The following is a 26,677-nucleotide window of genomic DNA, read 5'->3' as shown; positions in this document are numbered from 1 at the left end:
GAGCATGGCCGCATGACGAGTGCCCTCACCGCGTCCGGACCGACCACAGTGGACCCGACCGACGCGGCACCGCCCGTTCAGGGGCCCAGATGGGTGCGGCCGGCGGTCGCGGTGCTCCTGGTCGCGACCGCTGCGCTGTATGTCACCGATGTCGCGATTTCGGGCTGGGGCAACGACTTCTACGCCATGGCCGTGCAGGCCGGCACCGAGAGCTGGAAGGCGTGGTTCTTCGGCTCGCTCGATCCGGGCAACGTGGTCACCGTCGACAAACCGCCGTTCTCGCTGTGGGTCATGGGGCTTTCTGGCCGGATCTTCGGCTTCTCCAGCTGGAGCATGCTGGTGCCCGACGCGCTGGCGGGCGTCGCGTCCGTCGGCCTGCTCTACCTCGCGGTACGCCGGCTGTCCGGCCCGGGCGCCGGGTTGCTCGCGGGCTCCGCGCTCGCGCTGACGCCGGTCGCCGCCCTGATGTTCCGCTTCGACAACCCCGACGCGTTCCTCGTGCTGCTCCTGGTCGCCGGCGGTTACTGCGTGGTGCGCGCTCTGGAGCGGGCGAGCACGAAGTGGCTGTTGCTCGCCGGCGTCGCGATCGGGTTCGGGTTCCTCGACAAGATGCTGCAGGCGTTCCTGGTGCTGCCGGCGTTCGTGCTCGCGTACGCGGTGGCGGCGCCGACGTCGCTCGGCCGGCGGGTGTGGCAGCTGCTCGCCGCGGCCGGTGCGGTGCTTGTGTCGGCGGGGTGGTGGGTGCTGGCCGTCGCGCTGTGGCCCGCCGCCGACCGGCCGTACATCAGCGGTTCGACGAACAACAGCGTGCTGGAGCTGGCCTTCGGTTACAACGGCCTGGGCCGGATCTTCGGCCAGGGCCGCGGCGGGGCCGGTGGTGGCACCCGGCCTGAGCTGCCCGCCGGCTTCGACCTGCCGAGCCGCGCCGGCGGTGGTGGAGGCTTCCGCGGCTTCGGAGGAGGCACGGGCCTGACGCGGTTGTTCACCGAGCAGTTCGGCGGCGAGGCGTCGTGGCTGCTGCCCGCAGCGTTGATCGGGCTCGTCGCCGGACTGTGGTTCACCCACCGCGCCCCGCGCACCGACCGCACGCGCGCCGCGCTGCTGCTGTGGGGCGGCTGGATGGTCGTCTCCGTCGTGGTGTTCAGCTACATGAGCGGGATCATCCACCCGTACTACACGGTCGCGCTCGCGCCCGGCATCGCCGCGACGATCGGCATCGCGGCCCGCGAGCTGTGGCACGGCCGTGCGCACTTCGCCCCGCGCGCGGTGCTCGCGCTGATGCTCGCGAGCTCGGTCATCTGGGCGTTCATCCTGCTCGCGCGTACGCCCGACTGGCAACCGTGGCTGCGCTACACCCTGCTCGTGCTGGGCGCGCTCGGCACGGCGGCCGTGCTCTTCGGCGCCGACTCGCTCCGCCGCGCCGCCCCTGTGGTCGCCGTCCTCGGACTCGTGGCGGCACTGCTCGGCACGGCGTCGTTCACCGTCGTCACGGCCGCGACCGCGCACACCGGCGGCCAGCCGTCGTCCGGGCCGGCGAGCCAGCGCGGCGGCGGGTTCCGAGGCGGCTTCGGTGGGGCCACGACGTCCACAGTGGAACTCGATCGGCTCCTCCAGACGACCACCACGAAGTGGGCCGCCGCGCAGACCGGCGCCATGCAGTCGGCCGGGCTCGCGCTGAGCAGCGGCAAGCCCGTGATGGCCATCGGCGGCTTCAGCGGCAGCGACCCGGCGCCGACGCTCGCGCAGTTCCAGCAGTACGTCGGCGCCGGCGAGGTGCACTACTTCGTGGGCGGAGCCAACGGCCGCGGCGGCTTCGGCGGCTTTGGCGGCAACCGCGGCACGGCCGGGCAGATCACCACTTGGGTCGAGCAGAACTTCCCCGCCACGACCGTCGACGGCGCAACCGTCTACGACCTCACGCGAAAGTAACGCTCGTGTTCGCTCCACAGAGGACGAAGCAGGGCCGCGCGGCGGGCACGCGACCGGCGAGCCACGCCGCGAGCGGGACCGCCGCGGCCGGCTCCACGGCCAGGCGGAACTCGGCCCAGAGCCGGTCGCGCGCGGCGAGCAGTTCGGCGTCGCTGACCAGTACGGACGTGACGTTCGGGGCGTTCAGGATCCGGAAGGGCACTTCGCCCACGCGGGTCGCGCCGAGCGCCGAGGCGGCCACGGAGTCGAGCGTGACGTCCACCGGCTGACCGGCCTCGAGCGCGGCGTGCAGCGCCTGGCAGCGCTCCGGTTCGACGGCGAACACCTGCCGGCGGTTCGCCGCCAGCGCCGTGCCCGCGGCGAGCCCGCCACCGCCGACCGCGACCACCACTGCGTCGACGTCCGGGTCGTCCGCGACGATCTCGGCCGTGACCGTGCCCTGGCCGGCGACCACGTCGGGGTCGTCGTAGGCGGACAGGTAGCGCGTGCCGGGTTCGTCGCCGACAGCCAGCGCCGCGGCCGCCGCCTCCGCGTACGTCGCGCCGTGGCGGATCAGCTTCGCGCCCGCGGCCTCGATCCCCGCGGCCTTCGCGGCCGGGACGGACTCCGGCACGTACACGACCGCGGGCAGGCCCAGCGCCTGCGCGGCCGTCGCGACGCCGAGGCCGTGGTTGCCGCCCGAAGCCGTGACGACGCGGCGCGGGGCCGGTCCGGCGAGCAGCGCGTTGACGGCGCCACGCAGCTTGAACGAACCACTGCGCTGGAGGTGCTCCAGTTTGAACACCACGGGCCGACCGTCGATTTCGGTCCGTAGCTGAGGCGTCCTCCGAACGTGTGGCCGGATGCGATTCGCGGCTGCGGCCACGTCGGCGGGCGTCGGTGTACGCGGTGGTGTGCTCATACCGTCCATCTTCGTCGTGGGACACGCGGTCTTGAAGCGTTGTCGGGATCTTGTGCCAGTCGCTAAGCTCTCGCGCGGAAGAGCCAGGGGCCGGCCACCCCTTGTCCGTTACGGTACGGGTCTCACTGTGCGTGTCGGGTTCCATGCATGGTCCTCCTTCGCGGTGTCATCCGTTCGGTCTTGCTCCTTTGTGTACAGAAGTCCGCCCGCGGTGCCGTGAGCGGAGGAACGGGAAGGTGACGCTGATGCGCCACGGCAGGACCCGGCCCCGGTGGGCCGGTGCGCGGGCGCTGTCGAGACTCGGCATCCGCGGCAAGCTCAACCTGTTGCTCCTGCCGCCGCTGGCCGCCGTGCTGCTGGTCTCCGTGCCGTTCGTGGTCAAGCAGACCGGCAGCGTCGCCTCGGCCGACGACACCGTGCGGGCCGCGTGGAACACCCAGGAGCTCAGCGGGCTCGTCTGGCAGGTGCAGCGCGAGGGCGTGCTCGCCGCCGCCTTCGTGGCGTCGCCCTCGACGGCCGACACCGACCTCGTGCGCCAGCAGCAGACCGTCGACGCGACCGTCGGCCAGGTCCGCACCGCGCTCGGCGCCAACGCACCGGCCGAGCTGAAGACGGCGCTCACGCGCGTCGGTTCCCTGGGCGACGAGCGGCAGAACACCTTGCACCGCAGCATTTCCGCCGAACGCATCGCCCGCACGTACGACACCGTGGTGAGCGCCCTGATCGACGCGCTGCAGCTCGTACCGCGCACGGCCGCCGACGCCGAGGGCGCCCGTCAGCTCTCCGCGCTCGAAGCGCTCCTGCGTGCCGACGAAGAAGAGTCGCTGCGCGTCACCGCTCTGGTCATAGCGGCACAGTCACGGTCGGCCGGACAGTCCCTCCTGGACGAAGCGACCCAGCGTGCCCAGGTGCACGCCGACCGCTTCACGCAGCTGGCCGGCCACGACCAGGCCGCACTCCTGGCCGACGTCGACTCCGGCGAGGCCGCCCACCGCGTCGACCAGCTCGCCGCGCAGCTGCCCGAACCGGACGATCAGGCCGAGCCCTACGTGCACGACGTCGTGGCGGCCGGCCAGCAGCAGGCCGCCGAACGCCACACCGCGCAGGACCGCGTGACGGCCGAGATCAACGCTGCGGCCGGTGACCGCGCGGCCGCGGCGACCCGGCTGGCTTGGCTGGTCGGCGGCGGCGCGGCCGTCCTCTTCGGACTCGTCGCGTTCCTCGCGCTGGCCGTGAGCCGCTCGATCGCCGACCCGCTGCGCCGCCTGACGTCGGCTGCCACCTCCGTTGCCGACCTGGCCGACGCCGAGCTCGTGCGCGTCGGCGACACCGAGGCCGACGACGACCAGGCACCCCGCCTGGCGACGATCGACGTCGCTTCCGACGACGAACTCGGCGAGCTCGCCACCGCGTTCAACCGGGTCCAGACCACCGCCGCCGCGCTGGTCGAGCGCCAGACGCTGACGCGGCGCAACACGAGCCTGATGTTCGCGAACGTCGCGAAGCGCACACAGAACCTCGTCGGCCGCCAGCTCGCGCTCGTCGACGAGCTCGAACGCCACGAGCAGGATTCGCGCGCCCTCGCGGGGCTGTTCCGGCTCGACCACCTGTCCGCGCGCCTGCGCCGCACGGCCGACAACCTGCTCGTCATCTCCGGCACCCACGACGAGAACCCGATCGCCGGCCCGATCCAGCTGTCCACGGCCGTGCGCGCGGCGCTGGCGGAGATCGAGGACTTCCCGCGTGTGCGGCTGGGGGAGCTGCCCGACGTGCAGCTCACGTCTTCGCTCGGCGCCGACCTCGTCCGGCTTTTCGCGGAGCTGCTGGAGAACGCGGCTTCGTTCTCCGCGCCGACCACGAGCGTCGAAGTCGAGACGGAGTTCCTGGAGTCCGGCGACCTCGTCGTGGCGATCGTCGACCACGGCATCGGCATGGCCGCGGAAACGCTGGCGCAGGAGAACCGGCGCCTGCTGGAGCGCGAACGCCTCGAGCTCGCGCCGACGAGCGTGCTCGGCCTGTTCGTTGCCGGCCGGCTCGCGCGGCGCCACGCCCTGGGGGTCGAACTCAGTTCGACGCCGGACACGGGCGGGGTCACCGCGCGCGTCACGGTGCCCGCCGGGCAGTTCGACCGCATGGACGCGCCGGTCGAGGACAACCCGGTGGAATCGGCGCCGGCGGCCGAAGCTGCGGGGCTGTTCGACGCGGGTCGTGCGCCCGAACCCCTGCCGGCGCCCGCGATCGCGGTCCTGGAGACGGCGTCGCTCGGCTTCACCTGGTTCCGCGACCCGGAACCCGAGCCCGAGTGGCCCGACACCGAACCCGACCAGTCGCCCGCACCCGACTTCACCCTCGACGGCGACGACCTCGCCACCTCGTTGTCCGCCGACCCGCCCGTGCCGGCGCAGCAGACGGTGGAAACCGCCGTCGCCCGCGCGAAGGAGCTGGCGGCGAAGCTGGAACGCACAAGGTCCGCCGTGCACGGCCTCACCACGCAGCAGTTCGCGCCGCTGGACCAGGAGCTGACCCGCCGCGTCCCCGGCGCTCAGCTGGCCCCCGGTCTCAAGGCGCAGCAGACCATCCGCACCCCGCTGCGCGCCATCCGACGCGGTCTGCGTGACCCGGCCGCGGAACGGGCAGTGTTCGATTCGTACTCCGACGGCGTGGCCAAGGCAGACGCGTCGCGAGCCACCGCCACCGCCAACGCAGGAGGAGAGACATGACGATCCCGGACGTCAGCGCCGAAGCCCAGAACTTCAACTGGCTGGTCAACCGCTTCGCACTCCACACCGCCGGCGCGATCGCCGCCCTCGCGGTGTCGTCCGACGGCCTGCTCATCGCCCTGTCCCAGGAACTCGAACGCGCCAACGCCGATCGCCTCGCCGCCATCTCGTCCGCCATGCTCGGCCTCGCCCAGGGCGTCGCCGACAGCCACCCGCTGGGCTCGCCGGACAAGGTGATCGTCGAGCTCGAGCGCGGTTACCTGCTGGTCTGCACCATCAGCGTCGGCTGCTCGCTCGGGGTGCTGGCCAACAAACAGGCCAGCCTGGGCACGATCGCGTACGAGATGGCGATGTTCGCCAACCGCGCCACCGAGGTCCTGACCCCGGCGCTCATCGAGGAGCTCAAACAAGCGGTCGGCAGCTAGGCGCCGGTTCGTCTCCGCTACACTGGACAACGGACCCCGCGCGGCGTCCACCCTGTGAACCTCCCCAGGGCCGGAAGGCAGCAAGGATAAGCAGGCTCTGACGGGTGCGCGGGGTCCCCTTTATTTTCGGGGCCAGGTTTCAAGGCCTTCAGAACAGCCCGAGCACGTCCTCCGGCGGCACCGGCGAGGCGAGCGGCTCGGCGTCCCGCACCGGCAGCGCCTTCCCCCGCAGCTTCCGCAGCTCGTCACCGGAAACGCAGCGCGCCGGGTACGCCGACGAAGCCGCCTTGCGCGTCAGGACGTCCACCGCCAGTTCGGCGCGCGAAGCCGCCACCACGACGTTGCCGAAGCGCCGCCCGCGCAGCACCCCGGGCTCGGCGAGCAGCACGACGTGGGAGAACACCGCACCGACCGTCGCCAGGAACCGTCGCACGAACGCGAGCCCGGGCCGGTCGGTGATGTTCGCCAGCATCGCGCCGCCGCCGCGCAGCACGCGCGCCACGTCGGTCACGAACTCCACCGTCGCCAGGCCGCCCGCGAACGACGCCCGTTCGAACGCGTCCACCACCACGAGGTCCGCCGACGCGTCGTGCCGGGACGCCACGCCCTCGCGCCCGCCCTCGATCCGCACCTTCAAGCGCGGCACGCTGCGCAGGTCGAGCTGTTCGCGCACCAGCTCGATCAACGGTCCGTCCGCGTCGAACACCAGCTGTCGCGACCCCGTCCGCGTCGCCGCGATGTAGCGGGCGAGGGTGCAGCCGGCGCCGCCCACGTGCAGCGCGTCGAGCGGCCCTTCGGGCAGGCAGTCGACGACGTCGCCGAGCCGCCGGACGTAGTCGAACTCCAGGTTCGTCGGGTCGTCGAGGTCGACGTAGGACTGCGCGACGCCGTCGACCGAGACGAGCCACGCGTGGGGCCGATCCGCGTCGGCGAGCAGCTCGGCCGTGCCGAACCGCACCGGGTACTTGCCCGGCCGCGGCCCGCCCTTGTCGCGGCTGCGGGCAGAACGGCTCACGGGGTTCCTCTCTTCGGATGAGTCTGTCCGAGCGTACTTGTGGCGGTTTCGGGCAGACCTGAAACGCCTTCGCGTCCACGCCGATAAGGGGTCGGAAGATCCTTTACCGATGTGGGGGAAACCGTTGAACGGGACAAGACTGCTCGTCGCCGGGGCTGTGCTGGCGCTCGGGCTGGGGGTCGCCACGCCGGCGAGCGCCGACGTACTCAGTGACCGTGCGCAGGCCGTGGCGCTGTACGAGACCGGAGGCCCGACGATGACGAGCGAGGCCCGCAAGGCCCTGCTCGGCACCGCCGACGAGCTTCACGCGTTCCTGGCCACCGGCCGGCAGAACGCGCAGGACAACGACGAGCGGCTGCTCGTCGACCAGGCGATGGCCGCGGGCGGGCCGATCGTGAAGCGGGACGCGCAGAAGGCACTCGACGGCACCCCCGACGACATCCGCGCGTTCCTGGCCACCGGCCTGCAGGTTTCGCGTGAGATCGACGAGGACCTGCTGGTCAACCAGGCCATGTCCGCGGGCGGCCCCGGCGTGAAGCGGGCGGCGCAGATCGCGCTCGACGGCACCCCGGCCGACCGGCACGAGTTCCTGCAGACCGGTCTCGCCCAGGCCCAGGCCGACGACGACCGTGTGCGCGCCACGCAGGTCATGTCCGCCGGCGGGCCCGAGGTCCACGCGGCCGGGCAGCAGGCGCTGAACGGCACGATCGAGGACGTCCGCTACTTCCTGAACGTGTGGAGCGGGGTCGCCGCGGCCGGCGACACCGAGATCACGGCTGTGACGCACCAGCGCGACCTCGCGCGCAAGGCCGCTGACTTCCACTTCAAGGCCCAGGCACAGGCGGCGGCCGATTCGGCGGCGAAGCTCGCGAGCGACGCGCGCAAGGCCAACGCCGACCGGCTGAACAAGCAGCTCGTCGCGGGTCAGGCGGCTGGGCAGAAGGCGGCTGCCGAGGCGGCGCAGGCCGAAGCCGACGCCAAGGCGAAGGCCGATGACGCGGCGAAGCTCGCGGCGGAGAAGGACCGGCAGCTCGCCGAGGCCGTCGCGCCGGGCACGGACCCCGCGCTCGCCCTCACCGACGGCCGCTCCGCCGCGCTGTATCTGCTGCGCAACGCCGGCACCGCTGTCCGCACCGCGGCCCGCGCGGCGCTGAGCGGCACGGACGAGAACCTGACCGCGTTCGTCCGGACCGGCCTCGACACCGCGCAGGAAGCCGACGACCGCGCGGCCGTCACGGCCATCGCCGACGGCGACGGGAAGCCGGCGCTGAAGCAGGCCGCGGCCGACGCGCTGGCCGGGACCTGGGCTCAGGTCAAGGAGTTCCTGCGCACCAAGCAGTACCCGGGCAAGGAGAACGACGAGCGCCTCGCCGTGAACCAGATCCTGGCCGCCGGTGGTCCCGCTACGAAGGAGTGGGCGCAGCAGGCGCTCGACGGCACGCCCGCGGACATCACGGCGTTCCTCGAGAAGGGGCAGTACACCGCGAAGCAGATCGACGACCGCATCTTCGTCGGCCGGGCGATGTCCGCGCCCGGTGCCGACGAGGTCAACGCGGTCGCGCAGGGCGCGCTCGACGGCCCGGACGCGGCGCTCGCGGCCTTCCTCGCGAACGAGGTGCCCCGCGCGCAGCAGCGTGACGCGACGACCGCCGCGCACGTCGCCGCGGTGAACGCGCTGGTCGCGGACGCGGCGAAGGCGGCCGCCTCGGTGCGCTGACCTGGCCCGGCGAAGGTTGTCGGTCGGTGCCGGTACTCTCGCGGAGTGGCTCTCGCGCTGTACCGCAAGTACCGTCCGGCGACCTTCGCCGAGGTCGTCGGCCAGGAGCATGTGACCGAACCGCTGCGGACCGCGCTGGCGGCGGGCCGTATCAACCACGCGTACCTCTTCTCCGGCCCGCGCGGCTGCGGCAAGACGTCGAGTGCGCGGATCATGGCGCGGTCGCTCAACTGCGTCGAAGGCCCGACGCCGGACCCGTGCGGCAAGTGCAACTCATGCCGCGCGCTGGCGCCCGAGGGGCCGGGCAGCGTCGACGTCACGGAGCTCGACGCCGCCAGCCACGGTGGTGTCGACGACGCCCGCGAGCTGCGGGACAAGGCGTTCTACGCGCCCGCCGAATCGCGCTACCGCGTGTTCATCATCGACGAGGCGCACATGGTCACCACGCAGGGCTTCAACGCCCTGCTGAAGATCGTGGAAGAGCCGCCCGAGCACCTGATCTTCATCTTCGCGACGACCGAGCCGGAGAAGGTCCTCACCACCATCCGCTCGCGGACGCACCACTACCCGTTCCGCCTGATCCCGCCGAGCTCGATGCGCGCGTTGCTGGAGCGCAACGTCGCGGCCGAGGGCGCGCAGGTCGAGCCCGCCGTGTACCCGCTGGTGATCCGCGCGGGCGGCGGCTCGGCGCGGGACACGCAGTCAGTGCTCGACCAGCTGCTGGCCGGCGCGGGGCCCAAGGGCGTCACGTACCCGCGCGCGGTGTCGCTGCTCGGTGTCACCGACGTCGCGCTGATCGACGACATGGTCGACGCGCTGTCGGCCGAAGACGCGGCAACGGTGTTCAGCACGGTCGAGAAGCTCGCCGACGCCGGCCACGACCCGCGCCGCTTCGCCACCGACCTGCTCGACCGCCTGCGCGACCTCGTGCTGATGCGCTCGGTGCCCGAGGCGGGCGAGCGCGGTCTGGTGTCCGCGCCCGCCGAGGAGCTCGGGCGGATGAGCGCGCAGTCCGAACGCATCGGTCTCGGCACGCTGTCGCGCTACGCCGACATCGTCCACAATGGACTTCTCGAGATGCGCGGTGCGACGTCGCCGCGGCTCGTGCTCGAACTGCTGTGCGCGCGGATGCTGCTGCCTTCGGTCACGGAGGCGGAAAATGCTTTGCTGGCACGGATCGAGCGGCTCGAACGCCGCGCCGTCGTCGTCGCCGGTGGTGGTGAGGCGGGTGTCGAGCCGCAGCTGCGTTCGGCTCCCGCGGCGGAGCCCCAGTTCCAGCGCCCTTCGCAGCGTCCGGCTTCCGCGGCGCCTGCCGCCGCTCCGGCTGCCGAGCCGCCTGTTCGGGCTCAGGCTCCCGCGGCTGCTCCGGCTCCGTCCCGGCCTGCCGCGCCGGCTCCGGCTCCGGTGCGTCCGGCGGAAGAGCCCGCCCCGGTCGCCGCCGCACCCGCGGCCCCGACTCCGTCCGACGACGGCTGGGGCACCCCGCGGACGCCAGGCGGCACCCCCGCGGCTGCGGCGGAACCGGCTCCCGAACCGTCAGCCCCCGCCGCACCGGCCGCGTCCGAAGGTGGCTTCGACGCCGCCGCGATCCGCAACGTCTGGCCGCAGCTGCTGGCCGCGCTGCGCAAATTGGCCGGCGGCCGCAGCCTCGAAGCGATGCTCACGCAGGCGACCGTCGTCGACGTCGAGGGCACGAGCGTCACGCTCACGCACAAGTCCGAGCCCCTCGCCAAGCGCCTGTCCGACCAGGACAACGCGCGCAAGATCGCGGGCGCCCTGTCCGACGTGCTGGGTGGCGACTGGCAGGTCCGCTGCGTCCATGGCGCCGCCGCGGCCGCCGCGCCGTCTCGCGCCGCCGCGCCCCAGCGCCAGCAGGCCCCGGCCACGCCGGAGCGTTCGTTCACGCGCCCATCCGCCGCTCCGTCCGCCCCTGCCGCCGCGGCCCCCGCACCGCAGCAGCAACAGGCCGCGCCCGAGCACCCGCGCGCCCCGGAACCCCCGGCGCGCCCGAAGGTCGCCACCGCCGAGCCGGACATCCCGCTCCCACCCGAACCCTCGGACGAGGATGACGACATCTACTCGGAGGACTCGAGCCCCGTCCCGCCGCCGCCCCCGCCGCCCGCGGACGAGGACCCGGACGAGATCGCTCGCAAGCTCATCTCCGACCACCTGGGTGCGCGCCCGCTCGACTAGAACCAGAAGTTGAAGGCTGGGAAGTCGAGCTCTACTGACGGCTGCGGCTCAGCTGCGAAGCCAAACGATGCTGGTACCCAGATGTTGGCCGTAACCGCCTGCAACTGCTTGCCGTCGTGACACCGCTCGGCAGTGACCACGGCGGCTAGCGGGCGGCCCTTGCCGTCCACCGCGTGGTGGACCTTGGTCGTCAGCCCGCCACGCGACCGGCCGATCCCGTGACCTGCTGTGGACAGCTTCACGCCTACGTTTCTTGTGAATCGCTCCCACTGCGCATCGGACAACACAGCGGTACGAGTCACTCCGCGAGCCAGCCGCGCCTCACTCAACGGTTTGGAGACACGCTCTAGACCCCCAGCGCGTCAGGCGAGGTAGGCCTCGATCGCCTCGGCGATGGCGGCCGCGTACTTCGCGCGCCCGGCAGCTGACGACATCAGCGTGGCCTCCGCGAAGTTGCGCATGTTGCCGCACTCGACGAGCACCGTCGGGCGGGTCGAGAGGTTCAGCCCGCCGAGGTCGGAGCGGGCGGACAGGCCCGCGCTGCCGATGTAGGTGGACGTGGTGAAGCCGTCGGCGCGAAGCCCGTCGCGCAGGGCGTGGGCGAGCCGCGTCGACGGAGCGCCCTGGGCCGCGTTCAGTGGCGGCGAGGAGTACGCGACGTGGAACCCGTGCGCGCCCGCGGAGGTGGAGCCGTCGGCGTGGATGGAGACGACCGCGTCGGCGCCGGCGGAGTTGCCGATGTCCGCGCGGCGATCGACGCATGGGCCCACGCCGGTGTCGTTCGTGCGGGTGTAGACGACCTTGATCCCCTTGGCCGCCAACGCGTTCCCGACTTCCTGCGCCACCGCGAAGTTGAACGCGTGCTCGGAGTATCCCGCGTTGGTGGCCGTGCCGGTCGTGTTGCACGGTTTCATCTCGCCGCGTCCGGCCGGGACGCTGCGGTTGATGTCCTTCGGGTGCGACGCGTTGCCGCCGTTGTGGCCGGGGTCCAGCACCACGACCTTGCCCGTCACCGCCGGTACGGCGGGCTTGGCCGAAGACGAGGACGTCGACGGCACTGGCGGCGGTGAAGCCACCGAAGACGACGACACGACAGCCGGTGAAGAGGTGGTCACCGGGGTGACCGCGGGCGCCGCGGCCGGCGTCCCGCCACCACCGGAACACGCCGTGAGCAGCACCAGGCCGGCCACCAGCGGGAGAGGGTTCACGCGCACGGCGACCACCGTGCCACAGGCGTGCGCGTGGCGCCTGGGCAGGCAGCGCGGCGACGCGGCTACGCTGGGGAGGAACACCCAGTGGCGGAAGGATCGAGAGCGATCATGGTGCAACCCGGCGGCGGCGGCTTCGATCTGTCGCAGATCATGCAGCAGGCGCAGCAGATGCAGCAGCAGCTCGTGCAGGCGCAGGAGGAGCTCGCGAACACCGAGGTCACGGGCACCGCGGGCGGCGGCCTGGTCACCGCGACGGTGTCCGGCGACAGCCAGCTCAAGAACCTCGTGATCGACCCCAAGGTGGTCGACCCGGACGACGTCGAGACCCTGGCCGACCTCGTGGTCGCCGCGGTGCGCGACGCGTCGGCCAACGCGCAGAAGCTCACCGAGCAGAAGCTCGGCCCCCTGGCCGGCGGCCTCGGCGGCGGTGGCGGGATGCCGGACCTCGGCAGCCTCGGGTTCGGCGGCTGACCCTTGTACGAGGGTGTGGTCCAGGACCTGATCGACGAGCTCGGGCGGCTGCCCGGGGTCGGGCCGAAGAGCGCCCAGCGCATCGCTTTCCACCTCCTGGCAACGGATCCCGCCGACATCGGGCGGCTGCAGGACGTGCTCGGCAAGGTCAAGGAAGGCGTGCAGTTCTGCGAGATCTGCGGCAACGTCTCCGAACAGCAGACCTGCCGCATCTGCCGGGACGAGCGCCGCGACCTCACGGTGATCTGCGTGGTCGAGGAGCCGAAGGACGTCTTGGCCGTGGAGCGCACGCGCGAGTTCAAGGGCCGCTACCACGTCCTGGGCGGGGCGCTCGACCCGTTGTCGGGCATCGGGCCTGAGCAGCTGCGCATGCGCGAGCTGCTCAAGCGCATCGGTGCGGCGGACATCAGCGAGATCATCATCGCCACGGACCCCAACACCGAGGGCGAGGCCACGGCCACGTACCTGGTCCGCATGCTGCGCGACTTCCCGGGCCTGTCCGTCACGCGGCTGGCTTCGGGCCTGCCGATGGGCGGCGACCTGGAGTTCGCCGACGAGCTGACCCTCGGCCGTGCGTTGTCCGGCCGGCGGGCTCTGTAGTAACTGTGTAGACAACAGCAAACGGCCCCTTCACCGCGGTGAAGGGGCCGTTTCGCGTTGCTGTGGTTCAGCAGTAGCCGAGCTGCGCCAGCGTGTCGACGATGATGTCGGACGGGTGGTACTTGTCCATCCAGGACTCACCGCGGCGGTTCTGGTACGTGTCCAGGAAGTTCTGCAGCTTGTCACCGCGCATCTCCGTCAGAACCACGGTTTCGCCCAGGTGCTGCGGGGTTTCCGTGCGCTCGCGGTGCACCGCGCAAGGCAGGCCGAGGTAGTAGCACTCGGCCGAGAGGCCGCCGGAGTCGGTGACGACGTACTCGGCGCGCGCCACCAGCGGCAGGAACTTCAGGTAACGCATCTTGGGCTGCGCGATGAACTTGTCGTCGAACAGGTTGTCCAGGCCCAGCGACCGGATCTTCTCCCGCTCCGGCGCGCCCGCCATGTACAGGATCGGCATCTTGCGGCTCTGCTCGCGCAGGATCTCCAGCGCCTCGCGGTACTTGTCCGCGCGCGAGACGAGCTCGAAGCGGTGCAGCGTGGCCAGACCGAACTTCTCCGGCAGGTTCGGCACGTCCAGCGGTTGGTTGATGGCCAGGCGCATCGCGTCGATCGCGGTGTTTGCCTCGGTGTCGACGACGACACCGCGCGCGTGGCGCAGGTTGTTCACCTCACGCGCGCTCGGCGCGAAGTGCATGTCCACGATCTTCGCCGCGATCTTGCGGTTCAGCTCTTCCGGCAGCGGCGACAGGATGCTGCCCGACCGCGCGCCCGCCTCGACGTGCCCGACCCGCGACTTGAGGATGCGCTTGCCGATCAGCGAGCCGTACGGCGTGGTGAAGGTGTCGCCGTGCACCAGCACGAGCGGCGGACGGCCGTCCTCGTTCAGCGCGGCGCGCAGCTCGGCGCGGCGGCTCCACGCGGTGCGCAGCACCTGCGCGGCCCAGGCCGGCACCTGCGCCGGCGACTCCAGGTTGTGGGCCTTGTCCTCCGGCACGAGCCACACGTCGGGCTCGGGCAGCTTGAGGTCCGACAGCACGTCGGCGACCTCGTCCACGTGCTGCGCGGTGAACCAGATCTTCGGCCTCATGCCGCGTTCGGCGATCCCGTGGTAGACCGGCGCGATCTTGATCAGTTCCGCGGTGGTGCCGAGAATGAAGGAAATCACCGTAAGGCCCATTTCTGGTCGGTTTGCCGGTGCCCGAAGGATACTGGGCACGTCCGGCCCCGGGGCACAGGGTAGCCTCGGCCCGGTGAGTGCGAACCCGCTCCTCCCCTCGCTCAGCGTCGTGATTCCGGTCTACAACGAGCAGGACTGGATCAGTCGCTCCGTCGGCGCGCTGGTCGCCTCCGCGGAGGCGGCGCAGTGGCCGGTCGAGATCCTCGTGGTCGACGACGGAAGCACGGACGCCACCGCCGAAAAGCTCACCGAACTGCGCGAACGACACGGGATCACTGTGCTCAGCCAGGCGAACGGCGGCCGGTTTGAAGCCCGCCGCGCCGGCATGTCCAAGGCTTCCGGAGACTGGATCATGCTGCTGGACAGCCGGGTGATCGTCGACCAGCACAGCCTCACTTTTCTGCGCGATCAGCTGGTCGAACATCCCGAGCGCGCGGTGTGGAACGGCCACATCAACGTCGCATCGGAACACAATCCTTACGCGGGCTTCATGGCAGGTCTGGTCAAGGTTCCGTGGCGGCGTTACTGCGCGAACCCGCGGCTGATGTCCTTCGGTATCGAAGACTTCGACGTGTACCCCAAGGGCACCACGTTTTTCTGCGCGCGCCGCGAGCTCCTCGAAGGTTCCGTGGTCGCGTTCGCGTCTTTGTTCGACGACATCCGGTTCGCCAGTGACGACACCCGGATGCTGCGCTGGATTGCGGAACGCGAGCGGATTTTCCTCGCACCGGACCTGTCGGCGACGTATCACGGGCGCGACTCGTTCAAAAAATTCTACTCTCAATCATTCTTTCGTGGCACCACCTATGTCGATTCGTACCTCGCTTCTCCGGGCGTGGCCCGAAACGCGTTGTTCGGTGCGCTCGCCGTCGGTGTCGTCGGACTCGGCCTCGCCGCCAAGAAGCCCAAAACCGCAGCCGTCGTGGGGGTGGCAGGGGCGGTCGCGGCCGGTGCCGCGGTGAAGCGCTGCGGCGCCACGAACGCGGAGGCCCGAGCGGTCACCACCCTGCTGCCGGTGTTCGCGACCGGCTTCGGCGCGGGGGTCGTGCGGGGCTTGTACCTCGCGCTGCGGACGATCCTGCGCCGCCGATGAGCTCGCCGGTGAGCGAAGCGCAGGAATCGGGCACCAAGGCCCCGGGCGGTGGCGCTCGCGGGACCGCGGGCAAGCTCGGCGGCTCGCTGATCGTGTCGATCGGCCTCGGCTACGTCCTCACCGTCGCCTGTGCCCGGTTGCTGCCGCCGGACCAGTACGCGACCTTCGTGACGTTCTGGGGCCTCCTCATGGGGCTCGGCAGCGCGCTGTCGCCACTGGAGCAGGAGCTTTCGCGCCAGTCCGCGGTGGCAGGCCTCACCGGCGGTCTCGCGGGACGCGGTGCGCTGCGAGCGGTGGCGACCGGCGCCGCGGTGGCAGCCCTGTTCGGCCTGTGCCTGCTCATCCCGCCGGTCAACGAGCGGCTGTTCCACGGCACGTGGGAGCTGGCGCTGATCGTCCTGGCCGGCGGCATCGCGTTCGCCTGCCAGTTCGGGACCCGCGGGCTGCTGATCGGGCAACACCAGGTCAAGCACTTCTCCTGGCTGGTGGTGGCCGAGCCGGCAGTGCGCGCCCTCGTGCTCGGCGCCCTCGTGGTCGCGACGGCTTACAATCTCGTGTCGCTGGCGCTCGCGGTCGCGGCCGGCTCCTTCGCCTGGCTGCTGTTCATCCGGCAGGCGCGCAGCCTGGTCGACCTGCACGCGGATGGCGACGGCTGGTCTGTGACGCTACGCCGGATGCTGATGCTCCTGCTCGGCGCCGCGCTGACGGCCAGCGTCATCACGGGCTACCCGGCGCTGGTCGGCCTGCTCGCCCCCGGTGGGGACCGCGACCGGATCGGCGCGTTGTTCGCCGCGCTCGTCATCGCCAGGCTGCCGCTCACCTTGATCGGACCCGTGCAGTCGCTCGCCGTGCCGTTCGTCGTGCGGTTGTCCACCAGCGCGGAGGGACGCCACCGGCTGCGCCGGGTGCTGTCGCTGGGCACGCTCGCGTCGCTGGCGCTGGCCGCACTGGGTGCCGTCGTCGGCGCGCTGATCGGGCCGTGGGCCGTGCAGTTCGTCAACGGCGCGGGCTACCAAGTGGACGGCTGGGCCGTCGCGGGACTCGTGTGGTCGTCGGTGCTACTGGTGCCGATGCAGTTGCTCACCGCCGTGCTCATCGCGCGGACGCAGGCTCGGCGCGTGCTGGTCACCTGGGCGGTGGTCGCCGCGACTGCGTCGGTGCTGCTGCTGGTGTTGCCGGGCGACACCGTGCTTCGCGCGGTCATCGCGCTGGCGGCCGCGCCGACCGTCGGGCTCGTCGTCGTGCTCGCCTTCGTGCTCGGGAAATCGCCGGTGGAGGCAACTTCGGGCACCGGTGAAGCGTCTTCGTAGGGTCGCAGTAGTGTGACCGCGGAATCACGCCCGTGAATGCGTCGGGATCAAGCGCAGATCAGGTTGGACACCGAATTCGATGAACGTTCTCTTGGTGTTAGTGGCGTTCTGGCTGCCCGGGCTCGTCTTCGGTGCCGCCATCCGGCTCAGGGGGTGGACGCTTGCTGCGGCCGCTCCGCTGATGACATTCGGCATCGTCGCCCTCGGCGTCCCGGTGCTCGGCGGGTTCGGCATCCGCTGGTCGATGCTCGACGTCGCGCTGTGGACGCTGGTGCTCTCCGCCGTCGGTTTCGGACTGTCTTTCGCGGCGCACCGGTTCACCGCGCGCCGGCACCCGGAACGCGTGGCCGAAGAGCCGGAAGCGCGGTTGCCCGTGCGCGACCACGTCCTGATGGGTCTCGGTGTCCTCGCCGGAATGGCGGTCGGCGCGGTGACGTTCTTCCGCGGCACGAACGGGATCGACAGCGTCCAGCAGGGCTGGGACGCCCCGTTCCACGGCAACCTCGTCCGCTGGATCGCGGAGCACGGTGACGCGCGGCCGTCCACTGTGGGCACGATCGCGAACCTGCCGAACCAAACGGACTACTTCTACCCGGACACCTACCACGCGCTGCTCGCCCTGGTCTTCGGCAAGGGCGGGCTGACGATGATGCCCACGCTCAACCTGGCCGTCCTGGCGGTCATCCTTGCCGTGCCGCTCGGCGTCGCGGCGATGTGCCACGCGTGGAAGATGCCTCCGCTGGGTGTCGCTGCCGCTGCCGCCGTCACGACGTGGTTCACCTCTTTCCCGTACGACTCGCTGTGGCGCGGACCGCTGTGGCCCTACGTCGCCGGTGTCGCGATGTTGCCCGCGATGCTCGCCCTGGCGAAGCACCTGCTGAGGCCGCACGGGATCACGGGCCCGGTCGCGGTCGGCATCGGTGTGGCCGGGCTCGCCGGCCTGCACACGAGCCTGATTTTCGTGATCGCCGTCTACTTCATCCTCATCCTGGTCGCGGTGCTGTTCCGCTGGGAGAAGATCGACTGGCGCCGCTCGGCACCCACCCTGATCGCGACGGTCGTCCTCGCGGCCGTGTTCGGCCTTCCGCTCGTGTTGCCCTCGCTGTACAACGCGGGCGGCGTCACGAGCGCGACGTGGGCTTCGGAAGCCACCGTCAGCGGAGGACTGGGCGAGACCATCACCTTCTCCCCGATGGCCAATTTCCCGCAGTGGTGGATCGGGGTGCCCGGGTTCATCGGGATCGTCCTGCTGGTCCGGCATCGCCGGATGATGTGGATGGTGGGCGCGTACATCGTCTTCGGCGGGCTGTTCGCGGCCACGGTGTCGCTCGAGACGCCGCTCATCGAGACCATCACCGGCCCGTTCTACAACGACCACTGGCGCATCGCCGCGCTCGTCCCGCTGGCCGGCGCCGTCGCGTTCGGCGAGTTCGCGCACACCGCATCCGCCTGGTTCGCCGGGAAGGTCGGCAACCGGGTGCCGCTGGCGCCCGCGACGCTCTCGCTGGTCGGCCTGCTCCTGCTCGGCGTGGTGGCCGGCGGGCTCAGCCGCGGTGGCTACATCGGACGCAACACCGCCCGGCTCGAAATCAACTACGGGAACGGGCCGACGGTTTCGAAGGACGAAGAAGCCGCGTACGCGTGGCTTGCGGCACACACCGTTCCCGGCGAACACGTGATGAACAACAAGGCCGACGGGTCGGCCTGGATGTACGCGCTTGCCGGCGTGATGCCGGTGGAGTGGAACTTCTACGGTGCGACACCCGACACCAAGGCGGGATACCTTAGCGTCTGGCTCGACGACATCGAGCAGTTCCCCGAGGTGCGCAAGGACCTCACCGACCTGCACGTGCGCTACGTCATCGTGGGGAAGGGAATGGCCACGCCGACAGCCGAGCAATCGGTCGGAGTGGCGGACATCACCTCTGGTCCCGATTTCCGTGAGGTCTTCCACAACGACGGCGCCACGATCTACCAGATCGAAGGCCAGTCCGGTGTGGTCGCGTCAGGTGCCACGACGCCCGGCTCCGGGTCCGACGACGCTCACGGGCAGTGAGAAGCTAAGGTGATCTCCGTGTCCAGCACGTCCTTGAGCACCCGCCGAGTACTCATCGTGATGCCGGCGCTCAATGAGCAGGCGAGTGTCGGGGCCGTGATCTCCCACGTCAAGCAGTCTTTGCCGGGCATGGATGTGCTCGTGGTGGACGACGGCTCGAAGGACCGGACCTCGGAGCTGGCGCGAGCCGCCGGTGCGGAGGTCGCCCGGCTGTCGGTCAACCTGGGTGTGGGCGGGGCGATGCGGACCGGTTTTCGCTACGCCGTCGCCCGCGGATACGACGTCGTCGTCCAGGTCGACGCCGACGGGCAGCACGACCCGGACGAGGTCGGCGCGCTCCTGCAGGCTCTCGACGAAGGCGCCGACATTGCGATCGGCTCCCGGTTCGCCGGTAAGGGTGCGTACAAGGCCAGCGGCCCTCGCAAGTACGCGATGGTGGTGCTGTCCCTCGTGTTCAGTCGTCTCGCCGGAAGCAAACTCAGTGACGTCACGTCCGGTTTCAAGGCCATGGGGCCCCGGGCGATCCGGCTCTTCGCCGCGTACTACCCGGCGGAGTACCTGGGTGACACGGTCGAGTCCCTGGTCATGGCGATCAGGGCGAAGCTCACGATCGCGGAGATCCCGGTCGTCATGCGCGAACGCGCCGGTGGCACGCCGAGCCACTCGCCGGTGAAATCAGCCGTGTACCTGGGCCGTGCAGGTCTGGCACTGCTGCTCGCACTTGTCCGTCGTCGTCCGTCCGTCGACTCGTCCGACGCTGCGTAAGGGGACCACATGGCAGGCTGGCGCGTACTGAGCATCGTCATCGCGTGTCTCGTGCTGTTCGTCGTCGTCGAGATGATGCGGCGGCGGAAGCTACGCGAGAAGTACGCGGGCATCTGGCTCGTACTGGCGGTCGGCGTGGTCATCCTCGCCGCGGTGCCCTCCGCGGCTCAGTTTCTCGCCCGGGCGACCGGCGTCGAAACACCCTCGAACCTGGTCTTCTTCCTGGCCGGCGTCGTCCTGGCTCTCGTCGCGCTGCACCTGTCCACCGAGGTCGGGCACCTGGAGGAAGAGGTCCGGACCTCTGTCGAGGAGACAGCGCTGCTGCGCTGCGAGCTCGAGGACACCAAGCGGGAGCTCGAAGCCCGCATCGCGGCGCTGGAGGTCAAGACGGCCACGCCCGACGACGTGAAGGGCCTGCCCGAAGTGAGCGCCGCACGCGTTCGCTGATCTCCGCACTGCTCGCCGCCCCGCCTCGGCTGGGCGGCGTTCGTGTGCTCGCGATCGACGGGCCTTCCGGGGCCGGCAAGTCGACGCTCGCCGAGGCCGTGGTTGCCGAGCTGGGGACGCGGGCCGCGCTCGTCAGCACCGACGCGTTCGCGACCTGGGACAACCCCGTGGCGTGGTGGCCACAGCTCGAGCGTGGCGTGCTCGAACCGCTTTCAGCCGGGCGTGCCTGCGAGTACCGGCGGGTGGACTGGACCTCCGGGGAACCACGACCGGGTGAACTCGTGACCGTTGGGGTGCCTGGGGTTCTGGTGCTGGAGGGCGTGTCGAGTGGCCGCCGTTCGATGCGTCCGAAGTTGTCGCACCTGTGCTGGATCCAGGGCGGCACAGCGGCGGAACGGCTGGAGCGGGCCGTGGCCCGTGACGGTGAGGCGTCGCGCGCCCACTTGCGTCGCTGGCAGTTGTTCGAACAAGGTTGGTTCGCCGTCGACGGCACACCCGAATCGGCACAAACCAGACTGCCTTGATCGTCACTGGGCGTCCGAAACGACCCGAAAACCACCTTCGGTACTAGGCCATTCGAGTGGCCATAGTGCCACTCTACGTACCAATGCGACAAAATTCGTCACGTTGCGTACACAATTCTCGACACATTGCGGTGAGTTTGGCCCTTACGTAGCGCGATCGTAACCTCACGTGCTTAAGTGCAAGCCGAGTTCCCGCTAGTGTCGGCGACCACACCGATCGTCCGAGTTGTTCCTGACCGACCGGACGGTTCTTGACCGAACATCTCCCAAGGGGTGCCAGATGCAGCAATTGCGCCTGACCCGAACACGTCGTGCGGCCCTGATCGGGTTCGCCGGGGTGCTCGCGGTCTCGCTCACCGCGTGCGCGGAGTCGAAGCGCGACGAGGCCGGAGGTGGTGGCACCGGCGGCACGATGGTCTTCGGTGACACCGGCAACCCGAAGATGTTCGACCCGGCGTTCAACGACGACGGCGAGACGTTCCGGATCACCCGGCAGATGCTGGACACGCTGATCCAGAACAAGCAGGGCACCGCCGAGCTGGAGCCCTCGCTCGCCACGAAGTGGGAGCCGAGCAACGACGGCAAGACCTGGACCTTCACCCTCAAACAGGGCGTGAAGTTCAGCGACGGCACCGCCTTCGACGCCAGCGCGGTCTGCTACAACTTCGACCGCTGGTACAACATGAAGGGCGCCGCCGCCCAGAGCCAGATGATCTACTACGGCGACGTCTTCGAGGGCTTCGCCCACAACGAAGGCGACGCGAGCGGCGACCCCGTCTACAAGAGCTGCGAGGCGAAGGACCCGTCGACCGCGGTCATCAACCTGAACAAGGCCAAGGGTGCGTTCCCCGCCGCGTTCACGCTGCCCTCGTTCGCGATGCAGAGCCCGACCGCGCTGAAGCAGTACGACGCGGACAAGGTCACGCAGTCCGGTGACTCCTTCACCTACAGCGACTATGCCTACAAGCACGTGACCGGCACCGGCCCGTTCAAGTTCGACAGCTGGGACCAGGGCAAGGGCGAGATCACGCTGGTGCGCAACGACTCCAGCACCGAGCCGGCGAAGCTCGACAAGCTCGTCTTCAAGGTCATCCCCGACGAGAACGCCCGCAAGCAGGCCCTGAAGGCCGGCGACATCCAGGGCTACGACTTCCCGGCTCCTCAGGACTACGGGTTGCTGCGCAACGAGGGTGAGCAGGTTCTCATCCGCCCGTCGTTCAACGTGCTGTACCTGGGCATCAACCAGTCCGGCAACCCGAAGCTCAAGGACCCGCGCGTGCGCCAGGCGCTGGCCTACGGCATCAACCGCGAGCAGTTCGTGAAGTCGAAGCTGGCCGAGGGTTCCGAGGTCGCCACCGAGTTCGTGCCGAAGGCCATCTCGGGCTACACCGACGACGTCACCAAGTACCCGTACGACCCGGCGAAGGCCAAGCAGCTGCTCGCCGAGGCCGGCGCCAGCAACCTGACGCTGAAGTTCTACTACCCGACCGAGGTCACCCGGCCCTACATGCCGAACCCGGCCGACACGTTCACCTCGATCTCCGAGGACCTGAAGAACATCGGCATCACCATCCAGCCGGTGGCCGAGCCGTGGAACGGCGGTTACAAGGACGACGTGCAGAAGTTCGGCAAGCAGGACCTGCACCTGCTCGGCTGGACCGGTGACTACAACGACGCCGGCAACTTCGTCGGCACGTTCTTCGGCCGCGAGAAGAAGGAGTTCGGGTTCAACAACCCCGAGCTGTTCAACGCCCTCGCGCAGGCGGACGGTTCGCCGGCCGGTGACGCGCACGCCAAGGCGTACCAGAACGTGAACAAGATGATCATGGACTACCTGCCCGCCATCCCGATCGCCTACCCGACGCCGGCGATCGTGGTCGGACCCAAGATCAAGGGTGTGGTGGCCAGCCCGCTCACCGACGAACGCTTCAACAACGTCACGATCGGCTGACGTGCTCCGCTGAGCAGCCGGGCTGGGGGGTAGGCGCTACCGCGCCTGCCCCCTTTGCCCACGTTCCCGGGCTGTACACAAAGGACTACAAGTGCTCCGTTTCCTAGTGCGTCGGGTGCTACAAGCGATTCCGACGCTTCTCATCCTGTCCATCCTGGTCTTCGCGTGGTTGCGTTCCCTGCCAGGCGGTCCTGCGGCCGCGCTCCTGGGTGACAAGGCGACGCCGGAGAAGATCGCCAGCCTCAACCACGTGCTCGGCCTGGACCAGCCGATCATCCTGCAGTACTTCAAGTTCCTCGGCCGCGCCCTCACCGGGGACTTCGGCAACTCGCTCGTCTCGGCCCAGCCGGTGATGGGCGAGATCGGCACGTTCCTCCCCGCCACCATCGAGCTCGGGCTTTCCGCGATGATCATCGCGATCGTCCTCGGCGTGCCCTTCGGTTACATCGCCGCCCGCTTCCGCGGTGGCGTCCCCGACAACGTCATCATCGTGCTGACGTTGGTCGGCGTCGCGGTGCCGGTGTTCTTCCTCGGCTACGCGATGCAGGACCTGCTGGCCGCTCCGCTCGGGCTGCCGTCGCAGGGCCGGCAGGCGCCCGGCATCGACGCCACGAGCATCACCAACTTCGCCATCCTCGACGGCATCATGACGAGCGAGTGGGACGCCGTCTGGGACGCGATCAAGCACCTGATCCTGCCGGCGTTCGCGCTGGCGACCATCCCGCTCGCGGTGATCACGCGCATCACCCGCGCCTCGGTGCTCGACGTGTTCAACGAAGACTTCCTCCGCACGGCCAACTCCAAAGGCCTGACGCAGTCGGTGATCCGGCGCCGCCACGTGCTGCGCAACGCTTTGCTGCCGGTGGTCACGACCATCGGCCTGCAGACTGGTGCGCTGCTCGGCGGCGCGGTGCTGACCGAGCGGGTCTTCAACTTCCGCGGCCTCGGCTTCCTGCTGGCCGAGGGCATCGAACGGCGTGACTACCCCCGGCTGCAGGCGCTGCTGCTGTTCGGGGCTCTGGTGTACGTGCTGGTGAACATGCTGGTCGACATCTCGTACGGGATCATCGACCCGAGGGTGCGTGTGCGATGAACACTTTGCTTGCCAAGAAGAAAGAGCCGATCGACAAGCTCGCCAAGGCGTCGGCGAGTGGGCGGAGCCTCGGGGCCGAAGCGTTCCGGCGCATGCTCCGCAGCCCCGTCGCCATCACCGGTGGCGTGATCACGCTGCTGTTCCTCCTGCTGGCCATCTTCGCGCCGCTGCTCGCGCCGAAGGACCCGCAGATCCGTTACCTGCAGGACCAGGTCGAGCTCGGCAAGGGCATCATCCCCGGCCCGAGCCCTGGCTTCCCACTCGGTGTCGACGACTTCGGCCGCGACTTCCTGTCCCGGCTCCTCGTTGGTGCGCAGCAGACGCTGATCGTCGGCGTGCTCGCCACCGTGATCGGCGTGCTGATCGGGGTGCTCATCGGCGGTCTCGCGGGTGCGTTCGGCGGCTGGGTCGACACCGTCCTCATGCGACTGGTCGACGTGCTGCTGTCGTTCCCCTCGCTGCTGCTGGCGATCTCGATCGCGGCGCTGTTCGCGAAGCCGAGCCAGTGGACGGTGATCCTGGCCGTGTCGATCATCGGCGTGCCGATCTTCGCGCGGCTGCTGCGCGGTTCCATGCTGGCGCAACGGGAAGCCGACCACGTGCTGGCCGCGACGTCGCTCGGCGTCAAACGCGGCACGATCGTCTTCCGCCACATGCTGCCCAACTCGCTGGGCCCCGTGATCGTGCAGGCCACGCTCACGCTGGCCACCGCGATCCTGGAGGCCGCGGCGCTGTCGTTCCTCGGCCTGGGCGACCCGGACCCGACGCGTGCGGAGTGGGGGCTGATGCTGGGCAACGCCTCGCGCCAGTTCCTCGACATCCGCCCGGAGCTCGCATACTACCCGGCCATCGCGATCATCGTGGTGGCGCTCGGGTTCACGCTGCTCGGCGAGTCCCTGCGTGACGCCCTCGACCCGAAGAACCGGCGGTAACCCATGGCACTCCTCGAAGTCCGCGACCTCACGGTCGTGTTCCAGCGCCGCGGTGAGAAGCCGTTCACCGCGGTCGACGGCGTCAGCTTCGACGTCGAACCCGGCCAGACGGTGGGGCTCGTGGGCGAGTCCGGCTGCGGCAAGTCCGTGACGTCGCTGGCGATCATGCGGCTGCTGGCCAGGCGCGGCAACAAGGTCAGCGGTTCGGTGTCGTTCGAGGGCACCGACCTGCTGAAGATCTCCGACCGCGACATGCGCGACCGGCGCGGGCGCGACCTGGGCATGGTGTTCCAGGACCCGCTGTCCTCGCTCAACCCCGTGATCCCGATCGGGCTGCAGATCACCGAGGTGCTCGAACGCCACCGCGGGATGTCGCGCAGCAAGGCGAAAGTCGAGGCCGCGGACCTGCTCGACAAGGTCGGCATCCCCGACCCGACGCGGCGGCTTTCCGAGTACCCGCACCAGCTTTCGGGCGGGATGCGCCAGCGCGCGCTCATCGCGATCGCGCTCGCGTGCCGGCCGCGGCTGCTCATCGCCGACGAGCCGACGACCGCGCTCGACGTGACCATCCAGGCGCAGATCCTCGCGCTGCTGCGCGAGCTCGTGCAGGACACCGGCACCGCGCTGATCATGATCACGCACGACCTCGGTGTCGTCGCCGGCCTCTGCGACGAGGTCAACGTGCTCTACGGCGGCAAAATCGTGGAGCGCGCCGAGCGCCACGCGCTGTTCGCCGAGCCGAGGCACCCGTACACCCACGGGCTGCTGGCCTCGATCCCGCGCCTCGACGTGGGCCGGGGCGAGAAGCTCGTGCCGATCCCCGGCTCCGTGTCCGACAACATCCCGTGGGACGGCGGGTGCGCCTTCGCGCCGCGCTGCCCCCACGCGCTGGAGGTCTGCCAGGAGCGTTCGCCGCAGCTCGTCCCCGATCGCAACGGCCTGCTGCGCTGCCACAACCCGGTGAAGCCCGCCGTGGCCACCGCAGGAGGGATCCGATGACCGAGGTGCTCGACGAGCCGCAGGACGACATCCTGCTGGAGGTCACCGACCTCAAGGTGCACTTCCCGATCAAGCGCGGCATCGTGGTCGACCGCACCGTCGGGCACGTGTACGCGGTGGACGGGGTCGACCTGTCGATCCGCCGCGGCGAGACCTACGGGCTGGTCGGCGAGTCCGGCTGCGGCAAGTCCACTTTGGGCCGCGCGATCTTGCGGCTCAACGAGCCGACGGCCGGCAAGGTCGTGTTCGACGGCACGGATGTCGCCCAGCTCAAGGGCGAGAAGCTGCGCAAGGCGCGCCGGCGCATGCAGATGATCTTCCAGGACCCGATGTCCAGTTTGGACCCTCGGCAGCCGGTGGAGTCCATCCTGCTCGAAGGCATGCGCGCGCACGGGCTGGCCAAGGACAAGGCGGCCACGGATCAGCGGCTGCGTGAGCTGCTGGGCGCGGTCGGCCTGCCCGAGACGGCGCTGCGCAAGTACCCGCACGAGTTCTCGGGCGGGCAGCGCCAGCGCATCGGCATCGCGCGGGCGCTGGCCGTGGAGCCGGACCTGATCGTGGCCGACGAGCCGGTTTCCGCGCTCGACGTGTCGGTGCAGGCGCAGGTCGTGAACCTGCTGGAAGACCTGCAGAACGAGCTGGGCCTGACGTATGTGGTGATCGCCCACGACCTCGCCGTCGTCCGGCACATCTCCGACCGCATCGGCGTGATGTACCTGGGCGCGCTGGTGGAGGAGACCACCTCGGCGGAGCTGTACGAGAACCCGCTGCACCCGTACACGCGGGCGCTGCTTTCGGCGATTCCCGTGCCGGACCCGCTCGTGGAGGACACCCGGGAGCAGATCCTGCTCGCGGGCGACCTGCCTTCGCCGGCGAACCCGCCGACCGGCTGCCGTTTCCACACACGTTGCCCGTGGCGGCAGCCGAGCCTGTGCGACACCGACCGGCCGCAGCTGCGCGAGATCGGCGCCGGGCACCGCGTGGCCTGCCACTACGCCGAGGAAATCCGCGACGGCCGCATCCAGCCGCACGACGTGGAGCCCGAACTGGTGGAGCTCACCGGGGTGCTCAACCCGGACGCGGCGCCGGACATCGGCTCGGTCACCGAAATCCTGTAATCGCCGGGCGTGAAGGGCACCTCGATCTCC

The 26,677-nt window shown here is 70.2% G+C and carries 22 protein-coding genes, 1 other RNA gene and 1 pseudogene; 19 read left to right on the top strand and 5 right to left on the bottom strand.

Annotated elements, in window-relative coordinates:
• The first annotated feature begins 12 nt into the window (after nt 1–12).
• On the top strand, nt 13–1,929 hold the full coding sequence (locus AB0H62_RS10605) for a glycosyltransferase family 39 protein (protein ID WP_220244940.1): 1,917 nt from the start codon (nt 13–15) through the stop codon (nt 1,927–1,929).
• Here the strand turns inward: AB0H62_RS10605 and AB0H62_RS10600 are convergent.
• Complete coding sequence (locus tag AB0H62_RS10600; protein ID WP_220244939.1) at nt 1,916–2,839, bottom strand: serine/threonine dehydratase; 924 nt, start codon at nt 2,837–2,839, stop codon at nt 1,916–1,918. The two genes, AB0H62_RS10605 and AB0H62_RS10600, sit on opposite strands and share 14 nt — an antisense overlap.
• Nucleotides 2,840–3,075: 236 nt before the next feature.
• On the opposite strand from AB0H62_RS10600, the gene AB0H62_RS10595 reads away from it, so the two are divergent.
• The 3 genes from AB0H62_RS10595 to ffs all read left to right on the top strand — a co-directional run bounded on the left by AB0H62_RS10595 (nt 3,076) and on the right by ffs (nt 6,098).
• Nucleotides 3,076–5,550, top strand: a complete 2,475-nt coding sequence (locus tag AB0H62_RS10595; protein WP_360585504.1) for a nitrate- and nitrite sensing domain-containing protein — start codon at nt 3,076–3,078, stop codon at nt 5,548–5,550.
• A complete protein-coding gene (locus AB0H62_RS10590; protein ID WP_360585502.1) occupies nt 5,547–5,975 on the top strand; it encodes a roadblock/LC7 domain-containing protein in 429 nt (142 codons plus the stop codon). Before AB0H62_RS10595 ends, AB0H62_RS10590 begins: the two co-directional genes overlap by 4 nt.
• A 28-nt stretch (nt 5,976–6,003) precedes the next feature.
• Nucleotides 6,004–6,098: signal recognition particle sRNA small type (gene ffs / locus AB0H62_RS10585), an RNA gene on the top strand.
• A gap of 25 nt (nt 6,099–6,123) precedes the next feature.
• Here ffs and AB0H62_RS10580 read toward each other — a convergent pair.
• Nucleotides 6,124–6,990, bottom strand: coding sequence for a fused MFS/spermidine synthase (locus AB0H62_RS10580; RefSeq protein ID WP_360585500.1), 867 nt, complete (start codon nt 6,988–6,990; stop codon nt 6,124–6,126).
• A gap of 124 nt (nt 6,991–7,114) precedes the next feature.
• On the opposite strand from AB0H62_RS10580, the gene AB0H62_RS10575 reads away from it, so the two are divergent.
• Together AB0H62_RS10575 and AB0H62_RS10570 are read left to right on the top strand one after the other, a co-directional pair.
• Nucleotides 7,115–8,707, top strand: coding sequence for an ALF repeat-containing protein (locus AB0H62_RS10575; protein ID WP_360585498.1), 1,593 nt, complete (start codon nt 7,115–7,117; stop codon nt 8,705–8,707).
• Nucleotides 8,708–8,752: 45 nt separating this feature from the next.
• On the top strand, nt 8,753–10,900 hold the full coding sequence (locus AB0H62_RS10570; RefSeq protein ID WP_360585496.1) for a DNA polymerase III subunit gamma and tau: 2,148 nt from the start codon (nt 8,753–8,755) through the stop codon (nt 10,898–10,900).
• Nucleotides 10,901–11,028: 128 nt separating this feature from the next.
• Here AB0H62_RS10570 and AB0H62_RS10565 read toward each other — a convergent pair.
• Nucleotides 11,029–11,115: pseudogene (locus AB0H62_RS10565) on the bottom strand (IS5/IS1182 family transposase); the annotation flags it as partial.
• A 147-nt stretch (nt 11,116–11,262) separates the two neighbouring features.
• Nucleotides 11,263–12,123 (bottom strand): N-acetylmuramoyl-L-alanine amidase, encoded by an 861-nt coding sequence (locus tag AB0H62_RS10560; RefSeq protein ID WP_360585990.1) that lies wholly within the window; start codon nt 12,121–12,123, stop codon nt 11,263–11,265.
• A 96-nt stretch (nt 12,124–12,219) separates the two neighbouring features.
• Here AB0H62_RS10560 and AB0H62_RS10555 point away from each other — a divergent pair, with 96 nt between their 5' ends.
• Both AB0H62_RS10555 and recR read left to right on the top strand, forming a co-directional pair.
• The gene (locus AB0H62_RS10555) at nt 12,220–12,582 is read left to right on the top strand and encodes a YbaB/EbfC family nucleoid-associated protein (protein WP_220244933.1); all 363 of its coding nucleotides are present in this window, start codon (nt 12,220–12,222) and stop codon (nt 12,580–12,582) included.
• Between the two features lie 3 nt (nt 12,583–12,585).
• Nucleotides 12,586–13,182, top strand: a complete 597-nt coding sequence (recR, locus tag AB0H62_RS10550) for a recombination mediator RecR (protein ID WP_220244932.1) — start codon at nt 12,586–12,588, stop codon at nt 13,180–13,182.
• A 67-nt stretch (nt 13,183–13,249) separates the two neighbouring features.
• Here the strand turns inward: recR and AB0H62_RS10545 are convergent, their stop codons facing one another.
• Complete coding sequence (locus AB0H62_RS10545; RefSeq protein WP_220244931.1) at nt 13,250–14,359, bottom strand: UDP-N-acetylglucosamine 2-epimerase; 1,110 nt, start codon at nt 14,357–14,359, stop codon at nt 13,250–13,252.
• Nucleotides 14,360–14,432: 73 nt separating this feature from the next.
• Here AB0H62_RS10545 and AB0H62_RS10540 point away from each other — a divergent pair, with 73 nt between their 5' ends.
• The 11 genes from AB0H62_RS10540 (at nt 14,433) to AB0H62_RS10490 (ending at nt 26,647) form a co-directional block, all read left to right on the top strand.
• Entirely contained in the window at nt 14,433–15,452 is a 1,020-nt protein-coding gene (locus AB0H62_RS10540; RefSeq protein ID WP_220244930.1) for a glycosyltransferase family 2 protein, read from the top strand.
• Nucleotides 15,453–15,460: 8 nt separating this feature from the next.
• Nucleotides 15,461–16,762: a hypothetical protein gene (locus AB0H62_RS10535; RefSeq protein ID WP_220244929.1), complete on the top strand. Its 1,302-nt coding sequence runs from the start codon at nt 15,461–15,463 to the stop codon at nt 16,760–16,762.
• Between the two features lie 79 nt (nt 16,763–16,841).
• Complete coding sequence (locus AB0H62_RS10530) at nt 16,842–18,818, top strand: DUF6541 family protein (RefSeq protein ID WP_360585493.1); 1,977 nt, start codon at nt 16,842–16,844, stop codon at nt 18,816–18,818.
• 18 nt (nt 18,819–18,836) lie between these two features.
• Nucleotides 18,837–19,583 (top strand): glycosyltransferase family 2 protein, encoded by a 747-nt coding sequence (locus AB0H62_RS10525; protein ID WP_255638526.1) that lies wholly within the window; start codon nt 18,837–18,839, stop codon nt 19,581–19,583.
• 9 nt (nt 19,584–19,592) lie between these two features.
• Complete coding sequence (locus AB0H62_RS10520; RefSeq protein WP_220244927.1) at nt 19,593–20,030, top strand: DUF2304 domain-containing protein; 438 nt, start codon at nt 19,593–19,595, stop codon at nt 20,028–20,030.
• A gap of 44 nt (nt 20,031–20,074) precedes the next feature.
• The gene (locus AB0H62_RS10515) at nt 20,075–20,554 is read left to right on the top strand and encodes a uridine kinase (protein ID WP_360585490.1); all 480 of its coding nucleotides are present in this window, start codon (nt 20,075–20,077) and stop codon (nt 20,552–20,554) included.
• A 280-nt stretch (nt 20,555–20,834) separates the two neighbouring features.
• A complete protein-coding gene (locus AB0H62_RS10510) occupies nt 20,835–22,505 on the top strand; it encodes an ABC transporter substrate-binding protein (RefSeq protein WP_220244926.1) in 1,671 nt (556 codons plus the stop codon).
• A 91-nt stretch (nt 22,506–22,596) separates the two neighbouring features.
• Nucleotides 22,597–23,598: an ABC transporter permease gene (locus AB0H62_RS10505; RefSeq protein WP_220244925.1), complete on the top strand. Its 1,002-nt coding sequence runs from the start codon at nt 22,597–22,599 to the stop codon at nt 23,596–23,598.
• A complete protein-coding gene (locus tag AB0H62_RS10500) occupies nt 23,595–24,530 on the top strand; it encodes an ABC transporter permease (protein ID WP_220244924.1) in 936 nt (311 codons plus the stop codon). Before AB0H62_RS10505 ends, AB0H62_RS10500 begins: the two co-directional genes overlap by 4 nt.
• A 3-nt stretch (nt 24,531–24,533) precedes the next feature.
• Complete coding sequence (locus AB0H62_RS10495; protein ID WP_220244923.1) at nt 24,534–25,529, top strand: ABC transporter ATP-binding protein; 996 nt, start codon at nt 24,534–24,536, stop codon at nt 25,527–25,529.
• On the top strand, nt 25,526–26,647 hold the full coding sequence (locus AB0H62_RS10490) for an ABC transporter ATP-binding protein (protein WP_220244922.1): 1,122 nt from the start codon (nt 25,526–25,528) through the stop codon (nt 26,645–26,647). Before AB0H62_RS10495 ends, AB0H62_RS10490 begins: the two co-directional genes overlap by 4 nt.
• Nucleotides 26,648–26,677 lie beyond the last annotated feature (30 nt).

Origin of the sequence: Amycolatopsis sp. NPDC050768, from assembly GCF_040654155.1 — a bacterium.
In the GTDB taxonomy this organism is placed as follows: domain Bacteria; phylum Actinomycetota; class Actinomycetes; order Mycobacteriales; family Pseudonocardiaceae; genus Amycolatopsis.
This window is presented reverse-complemented; position numbering and strand designations above follow the sequence as displayed.

Coding starts and splice junctions, on each gene's coding strand:
- AB0H62_RS10605 (WP_220244940.1), top strand. CDS start 13: ATGACGAGTGCCCTCACCGCGTCCGGACCGACCACAGTGGACCCGACC.
- AB0H62_RS10600 (WP_220244939.1), bottom strand. CDS start 2,839: ATGGACGGTATGAGCACACCACCGCGTACACCGACGCCCGCCGACGTG.
- AB0H62_RS10595 (WP_360585504.1), top strand. CDS start 3,076: ATGCGCCACGGCAGGACCCGGCCCCGGTGGGCCGGTGCGCGGGCGCTG.
- AB0H62_RS10590 (WP_360585502.1), top strand. CDS start 5,547: ATGACGATCCCGGACGTCAGCGCCGAAGCCCAGAACTTCAACTGGCTG.
- AB0H62_RS10555 (WP_220244933.1), top strand. CDS start 12,220: ATGGTGCAACCCGGCGGCGGCGGCTTCGATCTGTCGCAGATCATGCAG.
- AB0H62_RS10545 (WP_220244931.1), bottom strand. CDS start 14,359: ATGGGCCTTACGGTGATTTCCTTCATTCTCGGCACCACCGCGGAACTG.
- AB0H62_RS10530 (WP_360585493.1), top strand. CDS start 16,842: ATGAACGTTCTCTTGGTGTTAGTGGCGTTCTGGCTGCCCGGGCTCGTC.
- AB0H62_RS10520 (WP_220244927.1), top strand. CDS start 19,593: ATGGCAGGCTGGCGCGTACTGAGCATCGTCATCGCGTGTCTCGTGCTG.
- AB0H62_RS10510 (WP_220244926.1), top strand. CDS start 20,835: ATGCAGCAATTGCGCCTGACCCGAACACGTCGTGCGGCCCTGATCGGG.
- AB0H62_RS10500 (WP_220244924.1), top strand. CDS start 23,595: ATGAACACTTTGCTTGCCAAGAAGAAAGAGCCGATCGACAAGCTCGCC.
- AB0H62_RS10495 (WP_220244923.1), top strand. CDS start 24,534: ATGGCACTCCTCGAAGTCCGCGACCTCACGGTCGTGTTCCAGCGCCGC.
- AB0H62_RS10490 (WP_220244922.1), top strand. CDS start 25,526: ATGACCGAGGTGCTCGACGAGCCGCAGGACGACATCCTGCTGGAGGTC.